General features: G+C 66.3%; 22 protein-coding genes and 4 tRNA genes. 8 read left to right on the top strand and 18 right to left on the bottom strand.

All coding sequences use genetic code 11. The features are described from left to right. The 6 genes from D7Y61_RS10100 to D7Y61_RS10125 form a co-directional block, all read right to left on the bottom strand. Positions 1–314 (bottom strand): GTP-binding protein (locus tag D7Y61_RS10100; protein WP_258010329.1); only part of this gene is annotated, 314 nt, incomplete at its 3' end. A 41-nt stretch (positions 315–355) separates the two neighbouring features. Next, a tRNA-Thr gene (locus D7Y61_RS10105) sits at positions 356–431 on the bottom strand. A gap of 49 nt (positions 432–480) precedes the next feature. Beyond that, positions 481–554 (bottom strand) — tRNA-Gly (locus D7Y61_RS10110). A 24-nt stretch (positions 555–578) separates the two neighbouring features. Continuing rightward, a tRNA-Tyr gene (locus D7Y61_RS10115) sits at positions 579–664 on the bottom strand. A gap of 137 nt (positions 665–801) precedes the next feature. Beyond that, positions 802–1,818: an isoaspartyl peptidase/L-asparaginase family protein gene (locus D7Y61_RS10120; protein WP_180866128.1), complete on the bottom strand. Its 1,017-nt coding sequence runs from the start codon at positions 1,816–1,818 to the stop codon at positions 802–804. Positions 1,819–1,924: 106 nt separating this feature from the next. Further along, positions 1,925–2,944: a cyanophycinase gene (locus D7Y61_RS10125; protein ID WP_180866129.1), complete on the bottom strand. Its 1,020-nt coding sequence runs from the start codon at positions 2,942–2,944 to the stop codon at positions 1,925–1,927. A 170-nt stretch (positions 2,945–3,114) separates the two neighbouring features. Here D7Y61_RS10125 and D7Y61_RS10130 point away from each other — a divergent pair, with 170 nt between their 5' ends. After that, on the top strand, positions 3,115–5,853 hold the full coding sequence (locus D7Y61_RS10130; protein ID WP_180866130.1) for a TonB-dependent receptor plug domain-containing protein: 2,739 nt from the start codon (positions 3,115–3,117) through the stop codon (positions 5,851–5,853). 492 nt (positions 5,854–6,345) lie between these two features. Here the strand turns inward: D7Y61_RS10130 and ychF are convergent, their stop codons facing one another. From ychF to D7Y61_RS10170, 8 genes are all read right to left on the bottom strand, one after another. Beyond that, complete coding sequence (ychF, locus tag D7Y61_RS10135; protein WP_180866131.1) at positions 6,346–7,437, bottom strand: redox-regulated ATPase YchF; 1,092 nt, start codon at positions 7,435–7,437, stop codon at positions 6,346–6,348. Between the two features lie 117 nt (positions 7,438–7,554). After that, on the bottom strand, positions 7,555–8,133 hold the full coding sequence (gene pth, locus D7Y61_RS10140) for an aminoacyl-tRNA hydrolase (protein ID WP_008268208.1): 579 nt from the start codon (positions 8,131–8,133) through the stop codon (positions 7,555–7,557). 48 nt (positions 8,134–8,181) lie between these two features. Beyond that, complete coding sequence (locus tag D7Y61_RS10145; protein WP_014036085.1) at positions 8,182–8,799, bottom strand: 50S ribosomal protein L25/general stress protein Ctc; 618 nt, start codon at positions 8,797–8,799, stop codon at positions 8,182–8,184. Between the two features lie 110 nt (positions 8,800–8,909). Further along, the gene (locus D7Y61_RS10150; protein WP_005415400.1) at positions 8,910–9,869 is read right to left on the bottom strand and encodes a ribose-phosphate diphosphokinase; all 960 of its coding nucleotides are present in this window, start codon (positions 9,867–9,869) and stop codon (positions 8,910–8,912) included. A 140-nt stretch (positions 9,870–10,009) separates the two neighbouring features. Beyond that, positions 10,010–10,086: transfer RNA gene (locus D7Y61_RS10155), tRNA-Gln, on the bottom strand. An 11-nt stretch (positions 10,087–10,097) separates the two neighbouring features. Then, positions 10,098–10,967: a 4-(cytidine 5'-diphospho)-2-C-methyl-D-erythritol kinase gene (gene ispE / locus D7Y61_RS10160; protein ID WP_180866132.1), complete on the bottom strand. Its 870-nt coding sequence runs from the start codon at positions 10,965–10,967 to the stop codon at positions 10,098–10,100. Further along, entirely contained in the window at positions 10,964–11,623 is a 660-nt protein-coding gene (gene lolB, locus D7Y61_RS10165; protein ID WP_180866133.1) for a lipoprotein insertase outer membrane protein LolB, read from the bottom strand. Before lolB ends, ispE begins: the two co-directional genes overlap by 4 nt. Next, positions 11,620–13,305, bottom strand: a complete 1,686-nt coding sequence (locus D7Y61_RS10170) for a tetratricopeptide repeat protein (protein WP_180866134.1) — start codon at positions 13,303–13,305, stop codon at positions 11,620–11,622. Before D7Y61_RS10170 ends, lolB begins: the two co-directional genes overlap by 4 nt. Before the next feature lie 63 nt (positions 13,306–13,368). On the opposite strand from D7Y61_RS10170, the gene hemA reads away from it, so the two are divergent. The 4 genes from hemA to ppk2 all read left to right on the top strand — a co-directional run bounded on the left by hemA (position 13,369) and on the right by ppk2 (position 18,403). After that, on the top strand, positions 13,369–14,652 hold the full coding sequence (hemA, locus tag D7Y61_RS10175) for a glutamyl-tRNA reductase (RefSeq protein WP_180866135.1): 1,284 nt from the start codon (positions 13,369–13,371) through the stop codon (positions 14,650–14,652). After that, a complete protein-coding gene (gene prfA, locus D7Y61_RS10180) occupies positions 14,630–15,712 on the top strand; it encodes a peptide chain release factor 1 (RefSeq protein WP_180866136.1) in 1,083 nt (360 codons plus the stop codon). Before hemA ends, prfA begins: the two co-directional genes overlap by 23 nt. 5 nt (positions 15,713–15,717) lie before the next feature. After that, a complete protein-coding gene (locus D7Y61_RS10185) occupies positions 15,718–17,430 on the top strand; it encodes a tetratricopeptide repeat protein (RefSeq protein WP_180866137.1) in 1,713 nt (570 codons plus the stop codon). A gap of 190 nt (positions 17,431–17,620) precedes the next feature. After that, positions 17,621–18,403 (top strand): polyphosphate kinase 2, encoded by a 783-nt coding sequence (gene ppk2, locus D7Y61_RS10190; protein ID WP_180866138.1) that lies wholly within the window; start codon positions 17,621–17,623, stop codon positions 18,401–18,403. Positions 18,404–18,938: 535 nt separating this feature from the next. On the opposite strand, the gene D7Y61_RS10195 is transcribed toward ppk2, so the two are convergent. Together D7Y61_RS10195 and D7Y61_RS10200 are read right to left on the bottom strand one after the other, a co-directional pair. Continuing rightward, positions 18,939–19,508 carry a TlpA family protein disulfide reductase gene (locus D7Y61_RS10195; RefSeq protein WP_180866139.1) on the bottom strand — a complete coding sequence of 190 codons (570 nt, stop codon included), beginning with the start codon at positions 19,506–19,508 and terminating at the stop codon, positions 18,939–18,941. Next, positions 19,505–20,779 carry a YihY family inner membrane protein gene (locus D7Y61_RS10200; protein WP_180866140.1) on the bottom strand — a complete coding sequence of 425 codons (1,275 nt, stop codon included), beginning with the start codon at positions 20,777–20,779 and terminating at the stop codon, positions 19,505–19,507. The genes D7Y61_RS10195 and D7Y61_RS10200 overlap by 4 nt, the downstream gene beginning before the upstream one ends. 77 nt (positions 20,780–20,856) lie before the next feature. Between D7Y61_RS10200 and wrbA the strand changes: the two genes are divergently transcribed. From wrbA to D7Y61_RS10215, 3 genes are all read left to right on the top strand, one after another. Next, positions 20,857–21,450, top strand: a complete 594-nt coding sequence (wrbA, locus tag D7Y61_RS10205; RefSeq protein ID WP_180866141.1) for an NAD(P)H:quinone oxidoreductase — start codon at positions 20,857–20,859, stop codon at positions 21,448–21,450. Continuing rightward, positions 21,447–21,782 carry a DUF2069 domain-containing protein gene (locus D7Y61_RS10210; RefSeq protein WP_180866142.1) on the top strand — a complete coding sequence of 112 codons (336 nt, stop codon included), beginning with the start codon at positions 21,447–21,449 and terminating at the stop codon, positions 21,780–21,782. The genes wrbA and D7Y61_RS10210 overlap by 4 nt, the downstream gene beginning before the upstream one ends. A gap of 79 nt (positions 21,783–21,861) precedes the next feature. Beyond that, the gene (locus D7Y61_RS10215) at positions 21,862–22,347 is read left to right on the top strand and encodes an asparaginase domain-containing protein (RefSeq protein WP_010481766.1); all 486 of its coding nucleotides are present in this window, start codon (positions 21,862–21,864) and stop codon (positions 22,345–22,347) included. A gap of 88 nt (positions 22,348–22,435) precedes the next feature. Here the strand turns inward: D7Y61_RS10215 and D7Y61_RS10220 are convergent, their stop codons facing one another. After that, positions 22,436–24,175 carry a S8 family peptidase gene (locus tag D7Y61_RS10220; protein ID WP_180866143.1) on the bottom strand — a complete coding sequence of 580 codons (1,740 nt, stop codon included), beginning with the start codon at positions 24,173–24,175 and terminating at the stop codon, positions 22,436–22,438. A gap of 367 nt (positions 24,176–24,542) precedes the next feature. Next, positions 24,543–25,565, bottom strand: a complete 1,023-nt coding sequence (locus D7Y61_RS10225) for a M23 family metallopeptidase (RefSeq protein ID WP_180866144.1) — start codon at positions 25,563–25,565, stop codon at positions 24,543–24,545.

The following is a 25,565-nucleotide window of genomic DNA, read 5'->3' on the forward strand; positions in this document are numbered from 1 at the left end:
ACCAGGATCGCGCCGTCCATCTGGGCGGCACCGGTGATCATGTTCTTGACGTAGTCAGCGTGGCCCGGGCAATCGACGTGGGCGTAGTGACGGACCGGGGATTCGTATTCGACGTGCGCGGTCGAGATCGTGATGCCACGAGCCTTTTCTTCCGGAGCGGCGTCGATCGAGGAGTAGTCCTTGAACTCGCCACCGAAGCGCTCGGCACCGATCTTGGTCAGTGCGGCGGTCAGCGTGGTCTTGCCGTGGTCGACGTGACCGATGGTGCCGACGTTGACGTGCGGCTTGGTGCGCTCGAACTTACCCTTGGCCATGGCTGCTTATCTCGAATTCGTCTGAGAGGTGATGCTTAAGATGGTGCTCACGAAAGGAATCGAACCTTCGACCTCTTCCTTACCAAGGAAGTGCTCTACCGACTGAGCTACGTGAGCCGAGTTTTGCATTATGACATGAACTCGATAATATTCAAAGTTCATTCAATGGAGCGGGAGACGGGAATCGAACCCGCACCATCAGCTTGGAAGGCTGAGGTTCTACCATTGAACTACTCCCGCGCCGGGAATGTCACAACGTGAAACTGGTGGAGGGAGGTGGATTCGAACCACCGAAGGCGTAAGCCAGCAGATTTACAGTCTGCCCCCGTTGGCCGCTTGGGTATCCCTCCTTACCACCCCATTCCGTTGCCGCCGAAGCGTTGCGGTGTGTGGTGGTGAGCCGCTTATTCTGCTGATGGGACGGGGGTCTGTCAACGCTTTTTTCCATCTTTTTCACACGTTGTCGCAAACCCATTGATACGCAAGGTTATTGCCCAGGGACCGGCAGGGTCTCGCTGGCGAAAATTGCGACATGGGGCACACCGTCGGCGCCGATCCAGCCCCGATACATGCCCTGGGTGTTGAACGGCGCGGCCATTTTTCCGTCTGCGGCGAGCACGATCGCACCGCCATCGCCACCCATCTGCGGGATCGTCTCGTTGATCACACCCTTGCCGGCCTGCTCCGGGCTCTGCCCTTGGTAACGCATGCGTGCGCAGATCTCGTGCGCGGCAGCAGTACGGATGTAGTACTCGCCCCAGCCGGTGCCAGACACCGCGCAGCGCGCGTCAGCCCAGGTACCGGCGCCGACGATCGGCGAATCACCCACACGTCCATACCGCTTGTTGGTCATGCCACCGGTGGAGGTGCCCGCCGCGAGATGCCCCTGCGCGTCCAATGCGACCGCACCCACGGTACCGAAGTGCTTTGCGGTCTCCAGGTCGGCATGCGCCTGGCCGCTGGCCTCTTCCTTCAGCGCGCGCTGCAGCTGCTGCCAGCGCTTGTCGGTGCGGAAGTACGCCGGATCAACCAGGGTGATGCCCTGCTCCACTGCGAACGCCTCTGCGCCCTGCCCGACCATCATCACGTGCCTGGATTTCTGCATCACGGTCTGCGCCAGCAGGATCGGGTTGCGCACCCGCTGCACGCCGGCCACCGCACCCGCGGCCTGGGTGGCGCCATCCATCACCGCCGCATCCAGTTCGTTGCGGCCGTCATGGGTAAACACCGCACCCTTGCCGGCATTGAAGGTGGGATCGTCCTCCAGCACGGTGATCGCTGCGGTGACCGCCGCGAGCGCCGGGCGACCCGCGGACAGTTCAGCGTGCCCCTTCAACAGCGCCGCCCGCAGCGCGTCACGTGCCGCCTTCTCTTCGGCCGGTGACAGGTCCTTGCGCTCGACGCCGGCACCGCCATGGATGACCAACAGCGGCGAGGCGACCGGTGCGGCCTGGGCGAGCAACGGCAGGGACAGCAGCGCGGACAGCGCCAGGCGCAGTTTCATCGGGTACGTCTCCAGAAGTAACGAGGGAATGGATTGCAGGGTAGTGCCGGCCGCTGGCCGGCAAGGGGCGCATCAGGGAGGGTAAGTTGCCGGCCAGCGGCCGGCACTACCGAAGCGTGAACTCAATCTCGCCGTCGCTGACGTCGGCCGAGGCCTGGTAATCGGCCTCGGCCTGGAAATCGTCCAGGCGCATGCGGCTGCCACTGGCGACCACCGTTACCGGCACTGCATGGAAGCGCAATGGCTCGCCCTCGACCAGGCGGTCGGCATCGCGACCGGGGCTGACCACCCAGACCTTGCCTTCGCCGTCGGCACTGTAGACCTGGGCCTGGCCATCCGGTTCGACGCAGAGGGCAGTGTCCTCGTCGACACCGATGCCGACGATATCGGGGTCGCCACTGGCCTGAGCGGCGCGCGCCACGAACACGATCAGGCGACCGAGCCGGTCGCGCTTGTCGAAGTGGGTGTCGGTGACCACGCGCTGCAGGTAGGGCATCCGCAGGAAGCCGCTGTCCAGGGTCACCGCGCTGCCCATCGGGTCTGCCAACGCACTGGCAGAGGTAATGCTGCCACCATCCATCGCGCCGTAGGCATAGCCGCCAAGAATCGCCAGGCCGGCGCTGGTGCCAGCGATCGGCTTGCCGGCGCGGACATGTGCATTGAGCGCGCGGTTGAGTGCGGTGCCCTTCCAGAAACGGATGTAGCGCGACTGGTCGCCACCGGCGATGAAGATGGCGTCGGCCGCGGCAACCACGCGCAGCACGGCGGGATCATCGGCACCACGACGGTTGTCGAAGACCAGGGTCTGCACTGCGGTGGTGCCGCCGATCTCGCGGTACAGCCTGTCCTGCAGCTCGTCGCTGCCCGAGGCGCGCAGGATCAGCACACGGCCGTTGCCGGCCTGCTTCAACCACCATTGGAAGGCCTGCGGCACCCATTCGCCGCCCCCCATCAGCATCATCGCCGGTGCGCGCGGACCAGGTCGCGGTGCCTCCAGGTCACCCACTTCGTAATAGGCGAAGCCGGGGCCCTGCAGGTCCTGCGCAGGCGTGGTCGGCGGCCAGGCCAGGACCAGCAGTGCCAGCCAGAGGAAGCGTCCGCGCAGGGGGCTGTGGGGGCGTCGCATCTTGATCTCCCTGAACAAAATCGACTTGCAAGCGTTTTCACTCTTTGCCAGATAGAGACCCAGTAGTCAAGGACATAAAAAAGGCGTTAAATGCGCGCACCCATTCCCGAAATCTGAATGGGGGACAGGGCCCCTCCTCTGCGGGCCGGCTTCATTTCCGAGAATTCCTCATGCGTAGAAAGGCGATGGCGTGGTCGATCCAGCTGGCGTTGATGGGCGTGGCTGCTTCCGCGGCGGCCCAGGCACCGGCTTCCTCTTCGGTTCAACAACTGGATGCGGTGCAGGTTACCGGTTCGCGCATTCCGCGCGCCCAGGTGGAAGGCCCCGCCCCGATCACGGTGATCAGCGCCGAGCAGATCCGCTCCAGCGGCTTTACCACCGTGCCGGACGTGCTGCGCGCGATGACCCAGAACGGGGGTGAGACCCAGAGCCAACAGTCCTCCAGCGGCGCCGACTTCTCGCCGGGCGCCCAGCAGGTGGACCTGCGCGGCCTGGGCCCGAACCACACCCTGGTACTGGTCAACGGCCGCCGCATCGCCGACTTCCCGATGCCGTTCAAGGGCCGCAGCAACTTCACCGACGTCTCCAACATCCCGCTGGGCATGATCGAGCGCATCGAAGTGCTGACCGGCAGTGCCTCGGCCATCTATGGCTCGGACGCGATCGCCGGCGTGGTCAACTTCATCCTGAAGAAGAAGGCCGACGGCACCACCATCGACATGCGCATGGGCACCACCAGCGAAGGCGGTGGCGAGTCGTTCGACATGAGCATCGCCAGTGGCTTCAGCCGCGGCAGCTTCAACGCCGTGTACAGCGTTGAACTGCAGTCGCAGACCCCGTTGTGGGCCTATGAGCGTGAGATCCAGGATTCCACCCAGGACGGTCCCACCGAGGGCTCGCGCATCGCGCGCCGTGCCTACCTGCGCACCGACTACAACGATGACTACCTGGACCCGGGAGCCGCCACCTGCGAGGCGCTGGCCGGACAGAACCAGGGCAGCACCTACCATGCCTATCGGCCGAGGTACGGCTACTACTGCGGCAGCGATGCATCCATCGGCTACGGCACCATCCTCAGCAAGCGTCGCGGCGCCAACGGATATGCCTCGCTGAGCTACGACTTCGACAACGGGCAGCAGTGGTTCGCCGATGTGCAGCTGGGCTACCACACGATGTCGCTGATGCGCGACGTCACCAGCTGGGGGCGCATGGATGCCAGCGGCGATGAGTCGGGCTACTTCAACAACCTCGCCACCGGTGAGATCGAGTTCTGGCAGCGCCAGTTCTCGCCCGAAGAGATGGGCGGCCTGCGCAATGCAATGGTGCGCAGCACGCAGAAGACCTTCAGCGTGACCACCGGCTTCAAGGGCAACCTGGTTGGCAGCTGGGACTACGAAGCAGCATTGAGCCATTCGCAGTACCAGTCGCGGATCAGCTGGGCGCAGATCATCGCCGCCAAGGCCAATGACCTGTTCCTGGGCCCACAGCTGGGCGTGGATGACGACGACTTCCCGATCTACAACGCCGACCCGTCGCGCCTGTACCGGCCACTGACCCGCGCCGAGTACGATTCGATCGCCGCGCGCACCACCTACACCCCGAAGTCACGCACGGAAACCGCAGCGTTCACCCTGACCAACTCGGCGCTGTTCGGCCTGCCGGGCGGCGACGCCGGCTTTGCCGCTACCGTGGAAGTGGGCCAGCAGGCCTATTCGCTGAATCCCGACCCGCTGGCCACCCAGTACTACTACTACAGCTGGAAGGATTCGGACGGCCAGGGTTCGCGCAACCGCTGGGCGACCGCGGCCGAGCTGCGCATGCCGCTGCACGAGACGGTCAACCTGAGCGTGGCCGGCCGATACGACCAGTACCGCTATTCCGGCCACACCATCGGCAAAGCGACCTGGAGCGGCGGCCTGGAATGGCGCCCGATCGATACCCTGCTGGTGCGCGGCTCCTATGGCACCGCGTTCCGTGCACCGGACCTGCACTACGTGTTCGCCGGCCCCGGCAACGACGAGACCAGCGCCGAGGACCTGTACACCTGCCGCCTTGAAGAGGCCAGTGACTGTTCCGACTACGAGCGCAATCTGGTCCGCAGCCGCACCGGCAACCGCCAGCTCGATCCGGAAACCAGCACCTCGTGGAGCGCCGGCTTCGTCTGGTCGCCAGCGATCGGCCTGGACCTGTCGGTGGACTGGTTCGACATCGACATGCGCAAGCAGGTGCAGGACATGGATGTGCGCACGATCCTGGCCAACGAGGCAAACTGCCGTCTCGGCAGCGCCGACATCACCTCGCCGACCTGCGTGGATGCGATCGACCGCATCACCCGCACCAGCGACGGCCGTCTGTATGGCGTGCGCGTGGCCCCGATCAACGTCGCCCGCGAGTCCACCTCCGGCATCGACGTCGGCCTGCGCTACCGCCTGCAGACCGGCATCGGCGACTTCATCCTCAACGGCACCCACACCTGGGTGAAGAAGCACGATTTCCAGCGCTACCCCGGCGATCCGACCCTGGACCAGTTCGCGGTCAACAGCGGCTTTGATATTCCGCGCACCAAGACCAGCCTGAGCCTGACCTGGGAGAGGGACGTGTGGTCGGCCACGGTCTACGGTTCGCGCCTGGGCAAGCTGCCAACCTCGGACAACTACGACCAGTCCTTCGACTGGGACAGCGGCGACAGCCCGTATGTGAAGGCCACCTATCGCTACAACGCGTCGGTGCAGTACCGCTTCGACGACCATTCGCGCCTGTCGCTGTCGGTGGTCAACGTGTTCAACAAGATGCCGCCGAAGGACGCCACCTACACCGCGTACCCGTACTACGACGTGTCCTGGTTCGACAGCGTCGGCCGCACCATCAACCTGCAGTACACCCACAAGTTTGGTGGCAGCGCGTTGTAAGCGCGGTTGCACAGGACGTGGACGACGGGGCCCGCCATTGGCGGGCCTTGTTGTTTATGCACACCCCACGTGGAAAGCGATGGGAACTAGGTGTGGACAACCGGGCGCGATCCTTGTCTCACAGGCGTTTCCGGACATGGTGATTTTTTGTCCACGCCCTTCGATTGTTTTCCACACCGGACGTGGAAAGCGGTGGGAACTTGATGTGGACAAGTGGGCGCGAGCGTTGCAGCGCAGGGGTTTCGAAGCGTGGTGAAATTTTATCCACGCCGTGCGGGCAAGCACCTGTAGCGCCGAGCATGGGCTCGGCTCTACAGGGCGTCGCATGGTTTTCCACACCACGCGTGGAAAGCGATGGGAGTTTGCTGTGGACAAGTGCCGGCGAACATCACACCACAAGCGTTTCGCAACGTGGTGTTTTTTTGTCCATCATCGCAAACGCGAACGCCCCGCACAGGGCGGGGCGTTCGGGGTCGATCCGTTGCGGCAGGATCAGACGTTGAAGCGGAAGTGCAGGATATCGCCTTCCTGCACGCGGTATTCCTTGCCTTCCAGGCGCAGGCGACCGGCTTCCTTGGCGCCGGCTTCGCCCTTGTACTTGATGAAGTCGTCATACGCGATGGTTTCAGCGCGGATGAAGCCCTTCTCGAAGTCGGTGTGGATGACCGCCGCGGCCTGCGGGGCAGTGGCGCCCTTGCGCACGGTCCACGCGCGGACTTCCTTCACGCCTGCGGTGAAGTAGGTCTGCAGGCCCAGCAGGCTGTAGGCCGCGTTGATCACGCGGTTCAGGCCCGGCTCGCTCAGACCCAGATCGGCCAGGAAAGTATCGCGGTCTTCATCGTCGAGCTGGGACAGCTCTTCCTCGATCGCGGCCGACACCGGCACCACCTGCGCGCCTTCGGCGGCGGCATGCGCGCGCACGGCATCCAGGTGCGGGTTGTTCTCGAAACCGTCTTCCAGCACGTTGGCGATGTACATCACCGGCTTCAGGGTCAGCAGGAACAGGTCACGGACCAGCGCCTTTTCTTCGTCGTCCAGGCCGACGGAACGGCCGGCCTTGCCGTCGGACAACGCCGCCTGCAGCTTGGCCAGCACCGGCTTGCGCGCCGCGGCGTCCTTGTCGCCGCCCTTGGCAGCACGCTCGGCACGGTTCAGCGCCTTCTCGACGCTGTCCAGGTCGGCCAGCGCCAGTTCGGTGTCGATGGTTTCGATGTCCGAGATCGGGTCGACCTTGCCGGCCACATGCACGATGTCGCCGTGCTCGAAGCAGCGCACCACGTGGGTGATCGCATCGACTTCGCGGATGTGCGCCAGGAACTTGTTGCCCAGGCCTTCACCGCTGGCGGCACCGGCCACCAGGCCGGCGATGTCGACGAATTCCACGGCAGTCGGGATGACCTTCTGCGGATTGATGATGCCGGCCAGTTCGCCCAGGCGCGGGTCCGGCACCGGCACGATGCCGACGTTCGGTTCGATGGTGCAGAACGGGAAGTTCGCCGCGGCGATACCCGCCTTGGTCAGCGCATTGAACAGGGTCGACTTGCCGACGTTGGGCAGACCGACGATGCCGCATTTGATACCCATGGGTGACAGCTCTCTGGGGTGAAAGTGATTGGTGAAACAGCGCGCGCGCTGCTTGGCCAATCCATCTCGGTGTCGATCATTGTGTGCCAACCAAGGCTGGCACCTACCCAATGCGGGTTATTTCGGAGTGTGCAGGCGCTTCATCGCTTCACTGAAATCGCCCTGCACCGCCAGCGGCATCACGTCGATCGCATCGTCGATGGCACGCGCGATCAGCACGTCGTCGTCCTTGGAGGGGCGGCCGAGCACCCAACCCACCACGCGGTCCTTGTGACCGGGATGGCCAATGCCCACGCGCAGGCGATGGAACTTGCCGTGGCCAAGCAGGCGGATGGTGTCACGCAGGCCGTTCTGGCCGCCGTGGCCGCCGTCGAACTTCAGCCGTGCCACGCCGGGCGCCAGGTCCAGTTCGTCATGGGCCAGCAGGGTCTCTTCCGGCTCGATCTTCCAGAACCGCTGTGCGGCGGTGACCGACTTGCCGCTGAGGTTCATGAAGGTGGCGGGCTTGAGCAGCCACACCGTCTGCCCGGCAATTTCGACCTTGGCGGTCTCGCCGAACAGTTTGCTGTCCACATTCCATCGTGCACCGGCTTTTTCAGCCAGGGCCTCAACGAAATGAAACCCGGCATTGTGCCGGGTCCGGGCGTGTTCCGATCCGGGGTTGCCCAGACCGACGATCAGTCGCAGTCCTGCCATGGTTCCTTCCAATACGGTGCCTGCCCGGGGGCAGGCACCGTAGCGGTATTACTCGGCGGCAGCCGCTTCTTCGTCAGCCGCGTCGGCCTTGCCGGCCTTGGCGGTGACGATGGCGTCGTCGTGGTCCTTGCCCAGCGCCAGGGCCGGGATTTCCACGCCCTTCGGCAGCTTGATGTTGGACAGGTACACCACGTCACCGGCCTTCAGCTCGCCCAGGTCGACTTCGATCGACTCCGGCAGGTCCTTCGGCAGGCAGGTGATGGTCACTTCCTTCAGTTCGTGGGTGACCACGACGTCGGCAGCCTTGCCAGCCGGCGAGGTGTCTTCGTTGATGAAGTGCAGCGGGACCGAAGCGGTCAGGGCTTCGTTCTCGTTCACGCGCTGGAAGTCCAGGTGCATGATCAGCTGCTTGTACGGGTGGCGCTGCATGTCACGCAGCAGGACCTTCTGCACCTGGCCGTCCAGGTTCAGGTCCAGGATCGAGGCATAGAACCACTCGTTCTGCTGGGCCAGCCAGATTTCGTTGTGGTCCAGGCTGATGGCGACCGGCTCGGCGTTGCCGCCGTACACGATGGCCGGGATCACACCAGCGTGACGCAGGCGGCGGCTCGCACCCTTACGCTGCAGTTCACGCTTGGTGACCTTGATTTCATGGGTCTTCGACATTTTCGACTACTCAGGTTGTTGCCCTGCCTTGCGGCCTGGCGGTTGAAGATGCTTCCGCGACCAGAAGCACCCGGGGTATGTCCCCACCGTCGCCGGCGGGGACGAAAAACTCAGTCGACGTACAGCGAACTGACCGACTCGCCGAAGGCGATGCGGCGCATCGTTTCGGCCAGCATTTCCGCCACGCTCAGCTGGCGGATCTTGCTGCACACCCGCGCCGCGTCCTTCAGCGGGATGGTGTCGGTCACCACCAGTTCGTCGAGCTGGGAATTGGTGATGTTGTCCACCGCCGGGCCGGACAGCACCGCGTGGGTGCAGTAGGCGGCAACCTTGAGCGCACCGCGCGCCTTCAGGGCAGCGGCAGCAGCGCACAGGGTGCCGGCGGTATCGACGATGTCGTCGACCATCACGCAGGTCTTGCCTTCGACGTCACCGATGATGTTCATCACGGTGGAGACATTGGCGCGCGGGCGGCGCTTGTCGATGATCGCCAGGTCGGCGTCATCCAGGCGCTTGGCCACCGCACGGGCACGGACCACGCCGCCCACGTCCGGCGAGACAACAATCAGGTTCTCGGTGCCGTAGGCGCGCCAGATGTCGGCCAGCAGCAGCGGAGAGGCGTACACGTTGTCGACCGGAATATCGAAGAAGCCCTGGATCTGGTCGGCATGCAGGTCGACGGTCAGCACGCGATCAGCGCCAGCGGTGCTGAACATCTTGGCCGCCAGCTTGGCGGTGATCGGCACGCGTGAGGAACGCATGCGGCGGTCCTGGCGCGAGTAGCCGAAGTACGGCACCACGGCGGTCACGCTGGCTACCGATGCGCGCTTGAGCGCGTCGATCAGCACCAGCAGTTCCATCAGGTTTTCCGCGCTCGGCGCACAGGTCGGCTGGATCACGAACACGTCCTGCTTGCGGACGTTCTCTTCGATCTCCACCTGCACTTCACCATCGGAGAAGTGCGAGACCAGCGCCTTGCCCGGGCGAACCCCCAGTTCCTTGCAGATGTTCTGCGCCAGACGTTTGTTGGCGTTGCCGGAAAAGACCAGCAGGTTCGGGGACTCTTGCATCATGATTGTCTCGGGCGGGGACGAGTGGCGGGGATCCGGAGTCGGCAAGGACCCCGATGGACCCTTGCTGCTGACAACACCGCGGTTGTTTCCACGTCCCGCGCGGGCGATGCGCTGGAAGGCGCGGACACAGCCGCTATTGGCAGGGGCGGTAGGATTCGAACCTACGAATGCCAGGATCAAAACCTGGTGCCTTGGGCCTCTTGGCGACGCCCCTGCATTGATAAATCAGTGTTGCTCGAGTGCATCCAGCAGTGGCGAACGCGCAACGCCCGCTGCCACCCTTGCCCGCAACTCCTTCGGCAACTTCGACCGTCCCTGCTCTGCGGCAGACTGCGATGCGAACTCGACGAAACAACCACTTCCCGATCCGGTCAGCCGCGCCAATCCTATGCCGCTCAACGCTGCGAGCGCGGCCTCGACGGCAGGCTCACGGCGGCGCAGCACCGGTTCGAACGCGTTCCCGACCAGGGTCCCGGAAGCGAAGTCCTCTATTTTCGCAACTGGGCTGTCGCGCGTCAAATCCGGGTCTGCAAACAGGGCGGGCGTGGGAACATGAACGCCCGGTTCGACCACCACGTACCAGGCCGGGGCCAGGGGGATCGGCTGCAGGCGCTCGCCCACGCCTTCGGCCCAGGCATTGCGGCCACGCACGAAGACCGGCACGTCCGCACCCAGGCGCAGGCCCAGTGCGGCAAGCGCGTCTTCGTCAAGACCGGCCTGCCAGAGACTGTTCAGAGCGACCAGCACGGTCGCGGCATCGGACGAGCCACCGCCGAAACCACCACCGGCCGACACATGCTTTTCAACGATGATGTCCGCACCTTGCGCGACATTGGCCACCTCTTTCAACAATTGCGCCGCACGCACCGCCAGGTCATCGGCCTCGGGCACACCGGCCAGGCCCTCGCCCTCCCGGCGCACCTGGCCGTCTTCACGCAGGCGCAGGCCGATGCGATCGCCCCAGTCCAGCAGGCGGAATACCGTCTGCAGCTCGTGGTAGCCATCGGCACGGCGGCCGGTGATGTGCAGGAACAGGTTCAACTTGGCCGGGGCCGGCCACCAGGACCAGCACGCGTCATCGCGCCCGGCACTCATGGAGCGCCCTGCCCCCACTGGTCCACCAGCAGGCGCACCTTGGCGTCGCCATTGCTGGCCTCGATCCGGCGCGGCAGCGCCGGGCGCCCGGCCTCGGCCGGATACCAGTCCAGGTACTGCACCTGCCAGCCCAGCTGCTGCATGCGACGCGGCCGGCCTTCACCGTCGCGCTCGACCTTCTCCGGACCGGCAGCATCACCGGCCACCAGGCCACGGATCCACTCCGGCAGCTGGTTGACCGGGATGTCCCAGCCCGTCGCCTCGAGCAGCAACTGCTGGGCGTCCTCGCCGTCACGCGGCCCGCCGGCCAGTCCTTCCAGGCGACCGGCTTCGGAACGGGTATCTCCGGTCAGCTTCCAGCTCTGCCGGGTCACCGGCGCGCTCAGCTCGACCACATAACGGCGCCCATCCTGCTTCCAGTCGATGCGACCGCTGCCGCCGTCCTTGCCCTTGCTGACTGCCACCCGCCCCTGGAAGGCCCAGTCCGGCTGTGCCTGCAGCGTGGTCACACGCGCTGCCTCGGCCTGCGCCGCTTCGGCCGAAACGATCTCGACGACCGCCGGCGCCGGGGTCTTCTGCGTACCCACGGTGGTGCAGGCGCTGACCGCCAGGGTCGCGGCCGCCAGCAGCAGCGGCCGGATCAGGGAAACACTCATGGATTGAATTTCTCGCGGGCGCGCAGCAGCGCGCGGTTCTCGGGATCGAGCCTGGCCGCTTCTTCGAAGAAGTGGCGGGCCTCGTCATGCTTGCCCAGCACCCACAGCACTTCGCCAACATGGGAAGCGATCTCCGGGTCCTTGGCCAGGGTCCAGGCACGGCGCAGCTGCACCAGTGCCTCTTCCTTGCGGCCCAGGCGATACAGCACCCAGCCATAGCTGTCGACGATGGCAGCGTTGTCCGGTTCGGCCACGCGGGCGCGGTCGATCAGCTCCAGCGCCTCCTGCAGGCGCCCGGTGCGGTCGGCCAGGGTGTAACCGAGTGCATTCAGCGCCGGTACGTTTTCCGGGTCGGTCACCAGGATCTTGCGCAGGTCGGCCTCGGCGCGCGGGATGTCATCACGGCGCTCCCAGGTGAGCGCACGGGCGTACAGCAGGCCGTTGTCATCCGGGTAAGCTGCCAGGCCGCGGGCCAGCGCATCCAGTTCACCCGCACTGTCGTCGGCGCGCTGGCGCAGCTCGGCTTCGAGCAGATAGGCGTCGCGGCGCACGTCGTCGTCAACCACCGCATCGGACTGGATGGCGTGCACTTCATCCAGGGCCTGTGGCAGACGCCCGGCCAGGGCCTGGGCGTTGGCCGCACGCAGGCGGGCTTCGCTCAGCTCATCGCCACCGGGCACGCTGTGGTACCACTGCACCGCCTCGGGGTAGCGCTTCAGGTATTCGGCAATCTTGCCCAGCAGCAAGCGCTGCGCCGGGTCGGGCTTGGCTGCCTGCCGCGACAGTTCGTTGTACAGGTTGGACAGCGCGGCCTTGTCACCCTGCTTGGCCAGCAGCGAGGCGCGCATGCCCCAGGTCTGCACGTCCTGCGGGCCGAACGCCAGCACGCGCTCGGCTGCCGATGGCTGGCCGAGGCTGTCATAGGCAATGGCCACGGCGTTGCGCAGCTCCGGGTCCTGACGGGTCTTCGGCTCGACGTCGTGCAACAGCGACAACGCCTTGCCGGTCTCGCCGGCCTGCTGCAGCTGGCTGGCACGCAGCAGCGCCACGCGCGGCTCCTCTGGGAAGCGCTTGACCACCTCATCGATCATGCGTCGCGCCAGCTCGGGCTTTTCCATGCGCAGGGCAAGACGGCCGAACTCCTGCCAGGCCTCGATCTTCGGCGGAATGGCATTGGCGTCGACCAGCTCGCCCAGCACCTGCGCCGGCACGGCCGGGTCACGGCCGCCTCCCACCAGGGCGGCCAGGGCGAACTTCCAGCCGCGCTCGTCGGGGTCGGCCAGCAAGGCCAGCAGGTCACTGCGCGCCGCCTTCACATCGCCCTGCCGCATGGCCAACGCAGCAGCAGCGCTGCGCATCGTCAACGAACTGGGGGCGCGCTTCTGCCACAGGGCCAGGCCCTTGGCCGCACTGGCATCATCGTTGGCCAGCATGGAAATACGGGTCGCACGCTCGGCCAGACCGGCGTCGCCGTCGGTCTGCTGGGCCGCCTGCAGGTACCAGCGCGCGGCATCGGCCAGTTTGCCGGCCTGCAGCGCGAATTCACCGGCCATCACCGGTTCCAGCGCCAGTTGCTCGGTGGCCGGGGCCCGCACGGGCGCCTTGCCCGGCACCGCCGCCAGGGCCTGAGCGCAGGCCAGGGACAGCAGCAGAACACTGGGGATGCGAATCAATGCGGGCATCGTCGGCATCGGGGCCTTAAAATGTCGTCCAATGGCCAGCAGCTTATCGCAAGCAACTGAACAATGACCCTGTGGGTGCTCGGACTGAATCACCAGACCGCACCGGTGGAACTGCGCGAGCGCGCGGCCTTCGCCGGTGAGGCGTTGCCGCGCGCGCTCGGTTCGCTGCGCGATACCCCGCAGATCGCCGAGGCGGTGCTGCTGTCCACCTGCAACCGCACCGAACTTTATGCCGTGGCCGATTCGGCGCAGGCGCTGGACCAGTGGCTGCACAGCCAGGCCGGCGACCTGCAGGGCTATCTGTACCAGCATGCCGATGCCGAAGCCGTGCGCCACCTGTTCCGGGTCGCCACCGGGCTGGATTCGATGGTGCTGGGCGAGCCGCAGATCCTCGGCCAGGTGAAGGACGCATGGTCGACCGCGCGTGATCACGGCCTGCTCGGCCAACGTCTGGACCGGCTGTTCCAGCAGACCTTCTCCGTTGCCAAACGTGCGCGTACCGATACCCAGGTCGGCGCCAACCCGGTGTCGGTGGCCTCGGCCGCAGTGCGCCTGGCGCAGAACGCATTCGCGCGCCTGGACGATTCCACCGTGCTGCTGGTCGGTGCCGGCGAGACCATCGAACTGGCGGCACGGCACCTGAGCGAAGGCAAGGTACGCCGGCTGTTGATTGCCAACCGCACCCTGGCCCACGCGCAGGAACTTGCCAGCCGACATGGTGGCGTGGCCCTGCCGCTGACCGAACTGGACCGCCACCTGGGCGAGGCCGACGTGGTGTTCTCGGCCACCGCCGCGCGCGAACCGGTGATCCATCGCGAGATGGTCGCCAAAGCCCTGCGCGCGCGTAGGCACAAGCCGATGCTGCTGTTCGACCTGGCCGTACCGCGCGATATCGAGGCCGAGGTCGGCACGCTCAACGATGCCTTCCTCTATACCGTTGACGACCTTGAACGCGCGGTGGAAGACAACCGCCGCGGCCGCCGCGAGGCCGCCGCCGAGGCCGAAGCGATCATCGACCTGCAGGTGTCGCGATTCGTCGAGACCCAGCAGGCCAGCGCCCACCAGGCACCGCTGCGGCAGCTGCGTGCGTTCGGCGAGGCTACCCGTGCCGAACTGCTCGAACGCGCCCGCCAGCAGCTGGCCAACGGCAAGCCGGCCGATGAAGTACTGGAACTGCTGGCCCACGGCCTGACCAACCGCCTGCTGCACCCGCCGACCGCTGCTCTGCGCGCCGCCGCACTGAGCGGCGATGCCGACCTGACCCGCGCCGCCGAGCGCCTGTTCCCGGCCACGCCGGGTTACCGCCACCCACCCGTGAGACCCGATGACGCCGACCTTGCGCCGTAAGCTGGAAGCGCTGGCCGAGCGCCGCGAAGAACTGGAACGCCTGCTCGCCGAACCCGACGTGGTCGCCGACAACACCCGTTTCCGCGACCTTTCGCGCGAATTCGCCCAACTTGAACCAGTCGCCACCGCACTGACCGATGAAGCCCGTGCCAAGGCCGACCTGGCCGCCGCCGAAGGCATGCGCGCCGATCCCGACCTGCGCGAACTGGCCGACGAGGAAATCGCCGCCGCCCAGGCCCGCCTGCAGGAACTGGAGCAGGAACTGGCGCTGCTGCTGGTACCGCGCGACCCGCGCGACGAGGGCAACCTGTTCCTGGAAGTGCGCGCCGGCACCGGCGGTGACGAAGCGGCGATCTTCGCCGGCGACCTGTTCCGCATGTACGCCCGCTATGCCGAGCGCCAGGGCTGGAAGGTCGAGATCGAATCGGACAACCCCGGCGAGCATGGCGGCTACAAGGAAGTGGTGGCACGTGTGGTCGGCCGCGGTGCGTTCTCGCGCCTGAAGTTCGAATCGGGCACGCACCGCGTGCAGCGCGTGCCGGCCACCGAATCACAGGGCCGCATCCACACCTCCGCGGCCACGGTGGCGATCATTCCCGAAGCGGACGAGGTGGATGAGATCGTCATCAACCCCGCCGACCTGAAGGTCGATACCTTCCGTTCTTCCGGTGCCGGCGGCCAGCACGTGAACAAGACCGAATCGGCCATCCGCATCACCCACGTCCCTACCGGCGTGGTGGTGGAATGCCAGACCGAGCGCAGCCAGCACGCCAACCGCGACAAGGCGATGAAACGCCTGAAGGCACAGCTGCTCGATGCCGAGCGCCAGCGCCAGGACGCCGCCCAGGCCGAATCGCGTCGCCTGCAGGTCGGCAGTGGTGACCGCAGCCAGCGCATCCGCACCTACAACTTCCCACAGGGCCGCATCACCGATCACCGCGTGGAAGGCCTCACCCTGTACGACCTGCCCAACATCCTGGCCGGCGACCTCGACCCGCTGCTGCAGCGGCTCAGCCACGAGCACCAGGTCGACGCCCTGGCCCAGCTGTCGGCGGGCTGAGCACGATGTCGGCCTGGCAGCAGCGACAGCAACTGCAGCAGGCGATCGCCCGCCAGCCCAGTGACTTCGTCGCCTGGGTGATGCTGGCCGATCTGGAACTGGAAGCCGGCGACATCGCCGCCGGTGAGCAGGCCGCGCGACGCGCGCTGCAGCTGCGCCCGAACCACCCCGAAGCGCTGGCACGGCTGGGACGCGTGGCGTGGATGGCGGGCGCTCACGGCGATGCGGCGAAGCTGCTCGGCCAGGCCTCGGCGCTGGCGCCGCAGCACCCCGGCATCGCGCTGTGGCTGGGACACGCACTGGAAGATGCCGATGATGCCGAAGGCGCATCGGCGGCCTACCGCCGCGCGCACGCCCTGATGCCGGACGAACCCTACATCGCCGCCCAGCGCCTGGCTTGGCAGCGCCGCCTGTGCGATTGGCAGGACGTGGAGGCGTTGGCCACACAGGTGCGCGGCGCCCTGGCCTCTGGGCAGGGCGTGGTCGAACCCTTTGCCTTCCTCAGCGAGGACGCCAGCGCCGCCGAACAGCTGGCCTGCGCCCGCGCGCGCGCCGCCGCGGTTGCCGCGTCGGTGCGGCCGTTGCCGCCGGTATCGATGCGTCCGCATGGCCCGCTGCGCGTCGGTTTCCTTTCCAATGGGTTCGGCGCGCATCCGACCGGACTGCTGACCGTGGCCGTGTTCGAGCAGCTGCGTCACGACCCCGCGCTGCAACTGCACCTGTTCGCGCTGAACCGCGACGACGGCAGCCGCATCCGTGCCCGCCTGCAGGCAGCCACGCAGCTGCATGATGTGGCCGGCCTGCGTCATGCCGATACCGCCGCCCGCATCCGCGCCCAGGGCATCGACCTGCTGTTCGACCTGCGCGGCTGGGGCGGTGGCGGCACGCCGGAAGTGCTGGCGATGCGCCCTGCCCCACTGCAGTTGAACTGGCTGGCCTACCCCGGCACGTCGGGGGCGCCATGGATGGATGCGGTGATTGGCGATGCCTTCACCCTGCCGCCTGCACTGGAGCCGCACTACAGCGAACGCGTGCTGCGCCTGCCGCGCGCCTTCCAGCCGTCGGACAACACGCGCGTGCTGGAGTCCGCACCGACCCGTACCGACTGCGGCCTGCCCGCGCAGGGCGTGGTGTTCTGCTGTTTCAACAACAGCTACAAGCTCAACCCACGCAGCATGGGCCGCGCCTTCGCGATCCTGCAGGCGGTTCCGGGCAGTGTGCTGTGGCTGCTGTCCGGGCCGGGCCAGGCCGATGCGCGCCTGCGTGCCGCCGCACAGGCCGCAGGCCTGGACCCGCTGCGCCTGGTGTTCATGGCCAAGCTGCCGCATCCGCAGTACCTGGCCCGTTATCAGCTGGCCGACCTGTTCCTGGACACGCATCCGTACAACGCCCACACCACCGCCTCCGATGCGCTGTGGGCCGGCTGCCCGGTACTGACCTGCCCGGGCGATACCTTCGCCGCGCGCGTGGCCGGCAGCCTCAACCACCATCTGGGCCTGGCGCGGATGAATGTCGCCGACGATGCGGCGTTCATCGCCACCGCCAGTGCACTGGGCAACGACCCGACGGCGATGGCGGCGTTGCGCGCTGAACTGGAACAGGCGCGCGAACGCAGCGGACTGTTCGACATGGGCGGGTTTGCCCGTGATCTGTCGGCGTTGGTGCAGCAGCTTGCGCGCGAGCACGGCTGGCGGGGAACAACCGAACCGACGGGGTAATGTCGACTGGGCACCGTCGATTGGATGACGTCGACTGGGTAGAGTCGACTGTTGGTCGATTGCTCTTGGCAAGAAGCAGAAAACCCCGCGCTGCGCGCGATAGTCGACTAACAGTCGACTCTACCCGGCGTCGACATCGCCTGAGCGATCCCTGCGCTAGGCTCGGGCTTCCTTCCCGCGTGGTGTGACGATGGCCAAGCTCAAGCGCAAGGACTACGACGAACTGCTGTTGCCGCTGCAGCTGGAACTGACCGCGATGGCGCGCTGGGTTCAGCACAGCGGACAACGCCTGCTGGTGCTGTTCGAAGGCCGCGATACAGCAGGCAAGGGCGGCGCGATCCAGGCCGTCAGCCAGCACCTCAACCCACGCCAGTGCCGGGTGGTGGCGTTGCCCAAACCGACCGACCGCGAAGCTACGCAGTGGTACTTCCAACGCTACGCGTCGCATCTCCCGGCCGCCGGCGAGATCGTGCTGATGGACCGCAGCTGGTACAACCGCGCCGGCGTCGAGCGGGTGATGGGCTACTGCAGCGAAAGCGAGTACCAGCAGTTCCTGCGCCAGGCACCGGTGTTCGAACAACTGCTGGTGGACGACGGCATCCTGCTGTTCAAGTACTGGCTGTGCGTTGACCAGGAGCAGCAGGAGAGGCGCTTCGCCGAGCGTCATATCGACCCGCTGAAGGGCTGGAAGCTCTCTCCGGTGGACCTGAAATCACGCAGCAAGTACAGCGCATACACCGAGGCACGCGAGGCGATGCTGCGCGCGACGCATCGCGAGGTGGCGCCGTGGACACTGGTGGATTTCAACGACCAGCGGCTGGGGCGGCTGACCCTGGTACGCAACCTGCTGGACCGGTTGCCGGATACGCGCGTGGATGCGCCGTTGCCGGAACTGCCAAAACTGAAGGGCAAGCTGCATCGCGAGCACTACGATGTGCTGAAGCCGATCGAGGACTTCCCGGTCGAGGATTAGGGTGGGTCGGCAGGGCCTGCGGCCCTGCACCTGCCGAAGCCAGAGCAACGGCAACAGCAACAGCAACGGCGGGCTTCCTGAGGGATGGCGGGGCGGGTCCGGGTGCGGGGAGCGCTGCAAGTACGTCCATGTAAGCTCGGTCGCCGCATCCATGCGGCTCACGCCCCCGCACCCGGACCCACCCCGCCTTCGACAGTTCTCCGCGATCTGTCGTTGATCCACACCATGCGTGGATGCTCTTCGAATTCAATTCGAAATATTCGATTTGTCTGGAGAATCATCCACGCATGGCGTGGATCTACCAGACATGAGGAATCTGTCAGAGGTGGCGCGGTGTCGGAGTGCGGGGTGTCAGCCGCATGGATGCGGCTGCCAAGCTTACAGGGACGTACTTGCAGCGTCCCCGCACTCCGACACCGCCCCGCCATCCCACGGATAGCCCGCTGTTGCTGTTGCTTTTGCTGTTGCTGGGGTTGCCGGCCAGCGGCCGGCACTACCGCGGGTGCAGGGCCGCAGGCCCTGCCGCCCAACCCCGTTACTTGGCAGCAGCGATCTGCTTTTCGATGTCGGCGGCCGTCACCGGGCCGAGGAAGGTGTGCGCCAGCTTGCCCTGCGGATCCAGCAGATGCGTCAACGGCAGGCCACGCGGCGTGGCGAAATCGGCCGGCGGATCGAACGGGTCCACGATCACGATCGGATAGGTCACCGGATGCTTGGTCAGGAACGACTGCATCTCCGGCACCTCGATATCCTCATAGGCCAGGCCAACCACCTCGATGTTGCTGCGCATCGCATGCAGCGCCGACAGTTCGGGCATTTCCTTGCGGCACGGCGCACACCAGGTCGCCCAGAAGTTCACCACCACCCACTTGCCACGGTGCGCGGCCAGGTCGTAGTCGCTGCCATCCACCGCCTTCATCTTCAGCGTCGGGAACTCGGCCGTGGTGCGCTCGGCCGGGGTCTCCTCAACCGGTGCCGGTGCACCTGGCGTCGGCGCTTGCGCCGGCGGCTGGCTGCTGGCCGGGGTCGGCTCCTGCGCCGGCTTACAGGCGGCCAGCGCCAGCAGCAGGATCAGCGGCAACAGCAATGGGGTCTTGCGGGTCATGGCGTGTCTCCGGAATCGGTATAGATATCACTGACCTTGCGTTTGAGGCGCTCGCGCAGGGGCAGTCGCAGGTCGTCCAATGCCGCAAGCGCGGCACGGCCCAGGCTGTCGTCGCGGTAAGGCAGATGCTGCTCGGCCACCGGGATGCGCAGCTGGGTGCATTCGTACAGATCGGCCAGGCTCACCTGGTCCAGGTCACGCGACAACAGCCATTCGCCGCGCTCGTCCCGGCGCAGCAGGCCGATCTCCTGCAGGTTGCAGGCCAGGTCCTGAAGCAGGGAATCGGTCAGCATCGGCTCCAGCCGCAGGATCTCATCATCGTCCAGGCCCTTGCCCTTGGCCCGTGCATGGTGGAACCGGCCCAGCAGGCGCAGCAGGCCATAGAACTCGTAACCCTGCGGCAGGCGCAGCTCTACCGGCTGATAGCGGAAGGCGGCCATCGACGAGGCCAGCGACGCGCCCAGCAGCACCGCCACCCAGCACAGGTAGATCCATAGCAGCAGGATCGGCACGAAGGCCACCGTGCCATAGAGCTTCTGGTAGGACTGGAAGCTGCCCAGGTAGGCACCGATGCCCCATTTCACCAGCTCCAGGATCACCGCCGCCAGGATCGCGCCGGGCACCGCATGCCGCCACTTCACCGTGTGGTGCGGCACCACCCGGAACATCAGCGTGATACAGACGAACTCGATCAGGATCGGCGCCAGCCGTAGTGCCAGTTCGGCCAGCCAGCGGCCCTCCTGGGTGCCGAACAGCGGCATCGCGAACACCCGTGCCGACACCGCCAGCGATGCGGCGGCGAGCATTGCGCCCAGCGTCAGTACGGTCCAGTAGACCAGGAAGCGGGTCAGCTTGGGCCGGGTCGAGCCGACCCGCCAGATCTGGTTGAAGGTCTCTTCAACACTGTTGAGGGTGATCAACAGCGACACCACCAGTGCGATGAAGCCGGCGGCGGTGAGCTGGCCGGCACTGGCCGAGAACTGCCGAAGGTAGCCTTCAGCCGCACGCGCCGCGTTGGGCACGAAGTTGGAGAAGACATAATCGCTGAGCTGGTCGCTCCAGCGGTCGAAGACAGGAAAAGCCGAGAGCACGCCGAACACCACGATCGCCAGCGGCACCAGCGCGAACACCGTGGTGTAGGCCAGCGCCGCCGCTGCCTGGAACAGGCGGTCGTCGAGGAAGCGATGCCACAGGAAGCGGCCGAAACTGATGGCCCGTGCGCGATCCCGCGCGCGCTCCATCCACAGGTTGAGCGTATCCAAAGGTTCCATCGGTGGAAGGGTACCCGATGCGGAATGCTGGCAGGATAGCCATACTGGTGGCCACACGACGAGGAGAAGCGGGCACGATGGGCGAGATTCTGGTGCTGTACTACAGCCGGGGCGGTTCGGTGGCACGGCTGGCGCGCCAGATCGCGCGGGGCATCGGCGAAGTGCCGGGCATGAGCGCGCGCCTGCGCACGGTGCCGCCGGTGGCCGCCGTCACCCAGACCGCGCAGCCGCCTGTGCCCGAAGATGGGGCCCCCTACGTGAGCGTGCAGGACCTGGTCGAATGCCAGGGCCTGCTGCTCGGCAGCCCTACCCGCTTCGGCAACATGGCCGCCCCGGTGAAGCACTTCCTGGATGGTCTGGGCGCCGAATGGGTCAACGGCACCCTGTCGGGCAAGCCAGCCGGCGTATTCACGTCCACCGCCTCGATGCACGGTGGCCAGGAATCAACCCTGCTCTCAATGCAGGTACCGCTGCTGCACCATGGCTGCGTGATCGTCGGCATCCCGTTCACCGAGCCGGCGCTGAGCCACACCACCAGTGGCGGCACGCCCTATGGCGCCAGCCACGTGGCCGGCGCCGCCGACGACCCGCAGCCCACCGACGACGAGGCGGTGCTGGCGCGCGCGCTGGGCCGCCGGGTGGCCGACATTGCACAGCGGCTGGCCCGATGAACCGCACGCCGCGCACGGTCCTGCTGCTGGCCCTGATGGGGCTGGCCGCGCTGTTCGCCGGTTGGTTCATCAATGACAAGCACTGGCTGGCCACCCAGCTGGTGTTCACCGCACCTCCGCTGGCGCTGGCCTTTGCCCTGCGCCTGGGCTGGCGCAAGACCGGGTTCTGGGCCTCGGTGCTGGCGCTGGGCTGGTTCAGCCATGGCGTGATGAGCGCCTGGAGCCACCCGGAAACGCGCTGGCTGGCGCTGATCGAGATCGCGCTGGCCCTGCTGGTGATCTTCAGTGCCAGCCTGCCCGGGCTGCGCGCCCGCTTCGGCAAGCGGCGCTGACGCTGCGCCCGCCGGGCCGTATCATCTGTGTTCCTGGCCCCGCGCCGCTGTACCTGTCCTGGTTTCGCGCATGCACATGATGGAAGAGCTCCTGGTCGTCACCACCGGTGGCACGATCGACAAGATCTACTTCGACGACAAGTCGGACTACCAGATCGGCGACCCCCAGATCGGCATGATCCTGCGCGAGCTGGGCGTGACGTTCCGCTTCAACGTGATTCCGATCCTGCGCAAGGATTCGCTGCACATCAACGATGAAGACCGCGAACTGATCCGCGCCACCATCGCCGCGCAGCCGACCCGCCACGTGCTGGTGACGCACGGCACCGATTCGATGGTGCAGACCGGCAAGGTGCTGGCGACGATCCCGGACAAGACCATCGTGATGACCGGTGCGCTCAGCCCGGCGCGTTTCCGTGGTTCGGATGCGGAATTCAACATCGGTTGCGCGATCGGCGCGGTGCAGTCGCTGCCAAGCGGCGTGTACATCGCCATGAACGGTCGGATCTTCGACCCGCAGCACGTGCGCAAGAACGTGGCCGCGAACCGCTTCGAATCGGTCTGAGGAACGGCGTGCCGACCAAGGTCGGCACCCACCAAAGCAAAAACGCCCCGGCCGAAGCCAGGGCGTGCCCTTGGAGAGGGTCTTGGGCTCAGTACTGGGCGTTGAGGGTCAGGCCCGAGAAGGTGCTGTACGCCTTTACCCGCACATGCCAGGTGCCAGCGGCAGGGCTGTTGATGGTGCAGGTTTCACTGTTGCCGCTCAGGTACGGACGGCAGGCGTAAGCGGTGTCGGTCGGGGCACTGCCCTGGCGCACGTACAGGTCGGCATCACCGCTGCCGCCACTGATCGCCACGCGCAGCTGGGTGCTGCCAGCCGGAACGTTCACGGTGTAACTCAGTGATGCACCGCTGGCAGCGCCCAGGCCTGTCACCGGCACGTTGTTCTGCAGCACGTTGCCACCCGGGTTGGTACCGCCGCCGTTGATCGCGGCCGCGACCGCTGCGTTGGCGTCGATGATGCCGGCGCCGCAGCCGCCCGAGCAGGCGCCAGGCAGCGGACGGGCGGTGCTCTTGATGATGCTCTCCACCTGCGCCGGGCTCAGCGGGCTCGGGGCGACCGACTGCATCAGTGCAACCACGCCCGCCACGTGCGGGGCCGCCATCGAGGTGCCGTTGTAGGACGCATAGCTGGCGCTGCCCGGCGTGGTGGTACCGCTGTTGAGGGTGGACAGGATGCTTTGGCCCGGGCCGGAGATGTCGATGCCAGCACCGTAGTTGGAGAAGCTGGCACGCGCACCGGCCGAAGTGGTGGCAGCCACTGCGATCACGTTCGGGCAGTTGGCCGGTACCGACGAGGACACATTGGTGTTGCTGTTGCCGGCGGCAACCACCACCGTGGTACCGCGGCCGACAGCGCCATTGATCGCGTTCTGGTACGTGCTCGAGCAGCTGCCACCGCCACCCAGCGAGAGATTGATGACCTCCGCCGGATTGGCATTGGCCGGCACGCCACTGACAGTGCCGCCGGATGCCCACACGATCGCGTCGGCGATGTCGGAGGTGTAACCACCGCACTTGCCGAGGACGCGTACCGGCACGACCTTGGCGTTGAATGCGGTGCCGGCCACACCACTGGCGTTGTTGGTCACCGCCGCCACGGTGCCGGCAACATGGGTACCGTGCCAGCTGGAATTGGAGCCTGGATAGCCGGGCTGGCACTCGTTGTCGCCGTACCAGTCACCTTCATCGTTCGGGTTGTTGTCGCGCCCCCCGCCATCGCGCGCCATCGCCGCATCACTGATGAAGTCGTAGCCGGGCAGGATGTTGGCGTTCAGGTCGGGGTGGTTGGTGATGCCGGTGTCGATCACCGCCACCACCACGCCGGTGCCGGTGGCCTTGTCCCAGGCCGGCCGGATGTTGATGCCCGCGTTGGAGGTACCGAAGCCCCATTGTTCACTGAAGCGGGTGTCGTTCGGGGTCAGCGTCGCGCGCATGATCTGGTCGACCTCGACGTACTCCACGTTCGGGTCGGCGGCCAGCTTGCGCATAAGCTGCTCGGATTCGGCCTGGTCGAGCGGACGATCGGTCTTGACCAGGGTGGGGCCGACGGCCAGCTTGCGGACCTGCTGCAGGCCCAGCGCGCGGCCCTGGCTGCTGGCCAGTCCAGCAGCGGCCGTCTTCAGCGACGAGGCCAGTGCCGTGGTGTTGGCCACCGGGGCGCTGCCGTCGCGGTACTTCACGATGAAACGCTGGTGCGTCGGCGCGGACTGCAGGCCGCTGAGCTGGACATCACCGGCCAGCGCAGGCGTGGCCAGCAGCAGCGATGACAGAACGGACGCACCAAGGACCACCCACACTCGACGCACACGCGGTTGCGTTACCTGGGACATCGTATTTCCCTTTCTTGTGGTGTGAATGCCGGAATCGGCAGAAACACCGGCCCGAACCATGGGCTGGCTTGCATTGGCGAGGTTCGGAGTCCGGCGAGCCAGCGGATCCCCCTAACGATCCGCCGTGCAGATGACGCTAAAGACCAAAACCGGACACCACAAGATTTTCAGTGTCTTTTCAGCAAGATGAAATGTTCGTTCTGAGACTTTTCGGGTCGAGGGTTTGTGAAGGTGAAGGAACTTTCTCGTGACCTGCACGCACCTGACTGGGTCATCACGTGTCCTGGGATGACTTTGCCGACATCGGCGTCCACGGCCCATGCCAACGGATGCGTGGCACCGCAGCCCGCTTCGTCGGACCCTCTGGCTACTTCGCCTGCGGAACGCGGGCGGGCCGGATGTACTGCCCCTTGAGGGGTTCACCGCGCGTGACCGGCTGCCCATCGGCCACGTAGTCGGAGAACTGTGCCGGCAACGCTTCGCCGACACCGAACACGGGCCCGGCCTGCAACTGGTAGTGCAGGTGCGGCTCGGAGGAATTGCCACTGTTGCCACAGTCGCCGAGGTGCGTGCCACTGCGGACGACCTGCCCCTGTGAGACGCGTACGCTGCCCTGGCGCAGGTGTGCCAGCACCGAGTACTCGTCATTGCCGTGGTCGAGAATGACGCGGTTGCCGGTGAGCTGGGCGGCGTTCATCTGGCCCGGCACGTTGTCTTCGACACCTTCGACCACCTCCACCACCGTGCCATCGGCAGGTGCGAGGATCGGGCGGCCGAAGCAGAAGTAATCCTGGTTGCGCAGGCCATCGCCACGGTGCGAGCGTCCATCGCGGACCACCAGCAGGTCCAGCGCGAAGCGCTGGCCGGCATGGGCGGCATGGTAGTTCTGTTCGACACTGCGCCCGCCCCAGAACACGAAGTACTCGTCGGCAAACGGCAGTTGCAGCCGCGTGCGGGTCTGGTAGTCAAGGAACGCGCTCGCTGCGGCCTGCGGCGGTGTGGTCTGCAGCGGACGGATGTAGAAGCCGGCGATCTGCCCGTTGGCATCAATGGCCCAAACCACCTGGATGATGTCGGCACTCTTGGCGAAGCGGGCCTGCCGCAGATAGGTGTCGTAACCATCGGCATTTTCGACCTTCTCACTGACCACCCCGATTTCTGCGCCCCAGCCAGCGATCACCTGCTCGCGCAGCGCCACCAGGTTCTGCGGGGACTGCAGCCCCGCCTGCATCTTCGGCGTCATCCGTTCCCACAGGGCATCGATGTGCCCCGCGTAGAACTGCGCGGTGAGCGCTGCCCCCTGTTGCCTCGGGTCCGGGCCTTCGGCCACGGCGGTGAGTGCGGCGAGGGAGAGAACCAGGACTGCAATCAGGCGCGGCAGCAATGTCAT

Source organism: Stenotrophomonas maltophilia, from assembly GCF_013464485.1.
GTDB classification, from domain to species: domain Bacteria; phylum Pseudomonadota; class Gammaproteobacteria; order Xanthomonadales; family Xanthomonadaceae; genus Stenotrophomonas; species Stenotrophomonas maltophilia_AW.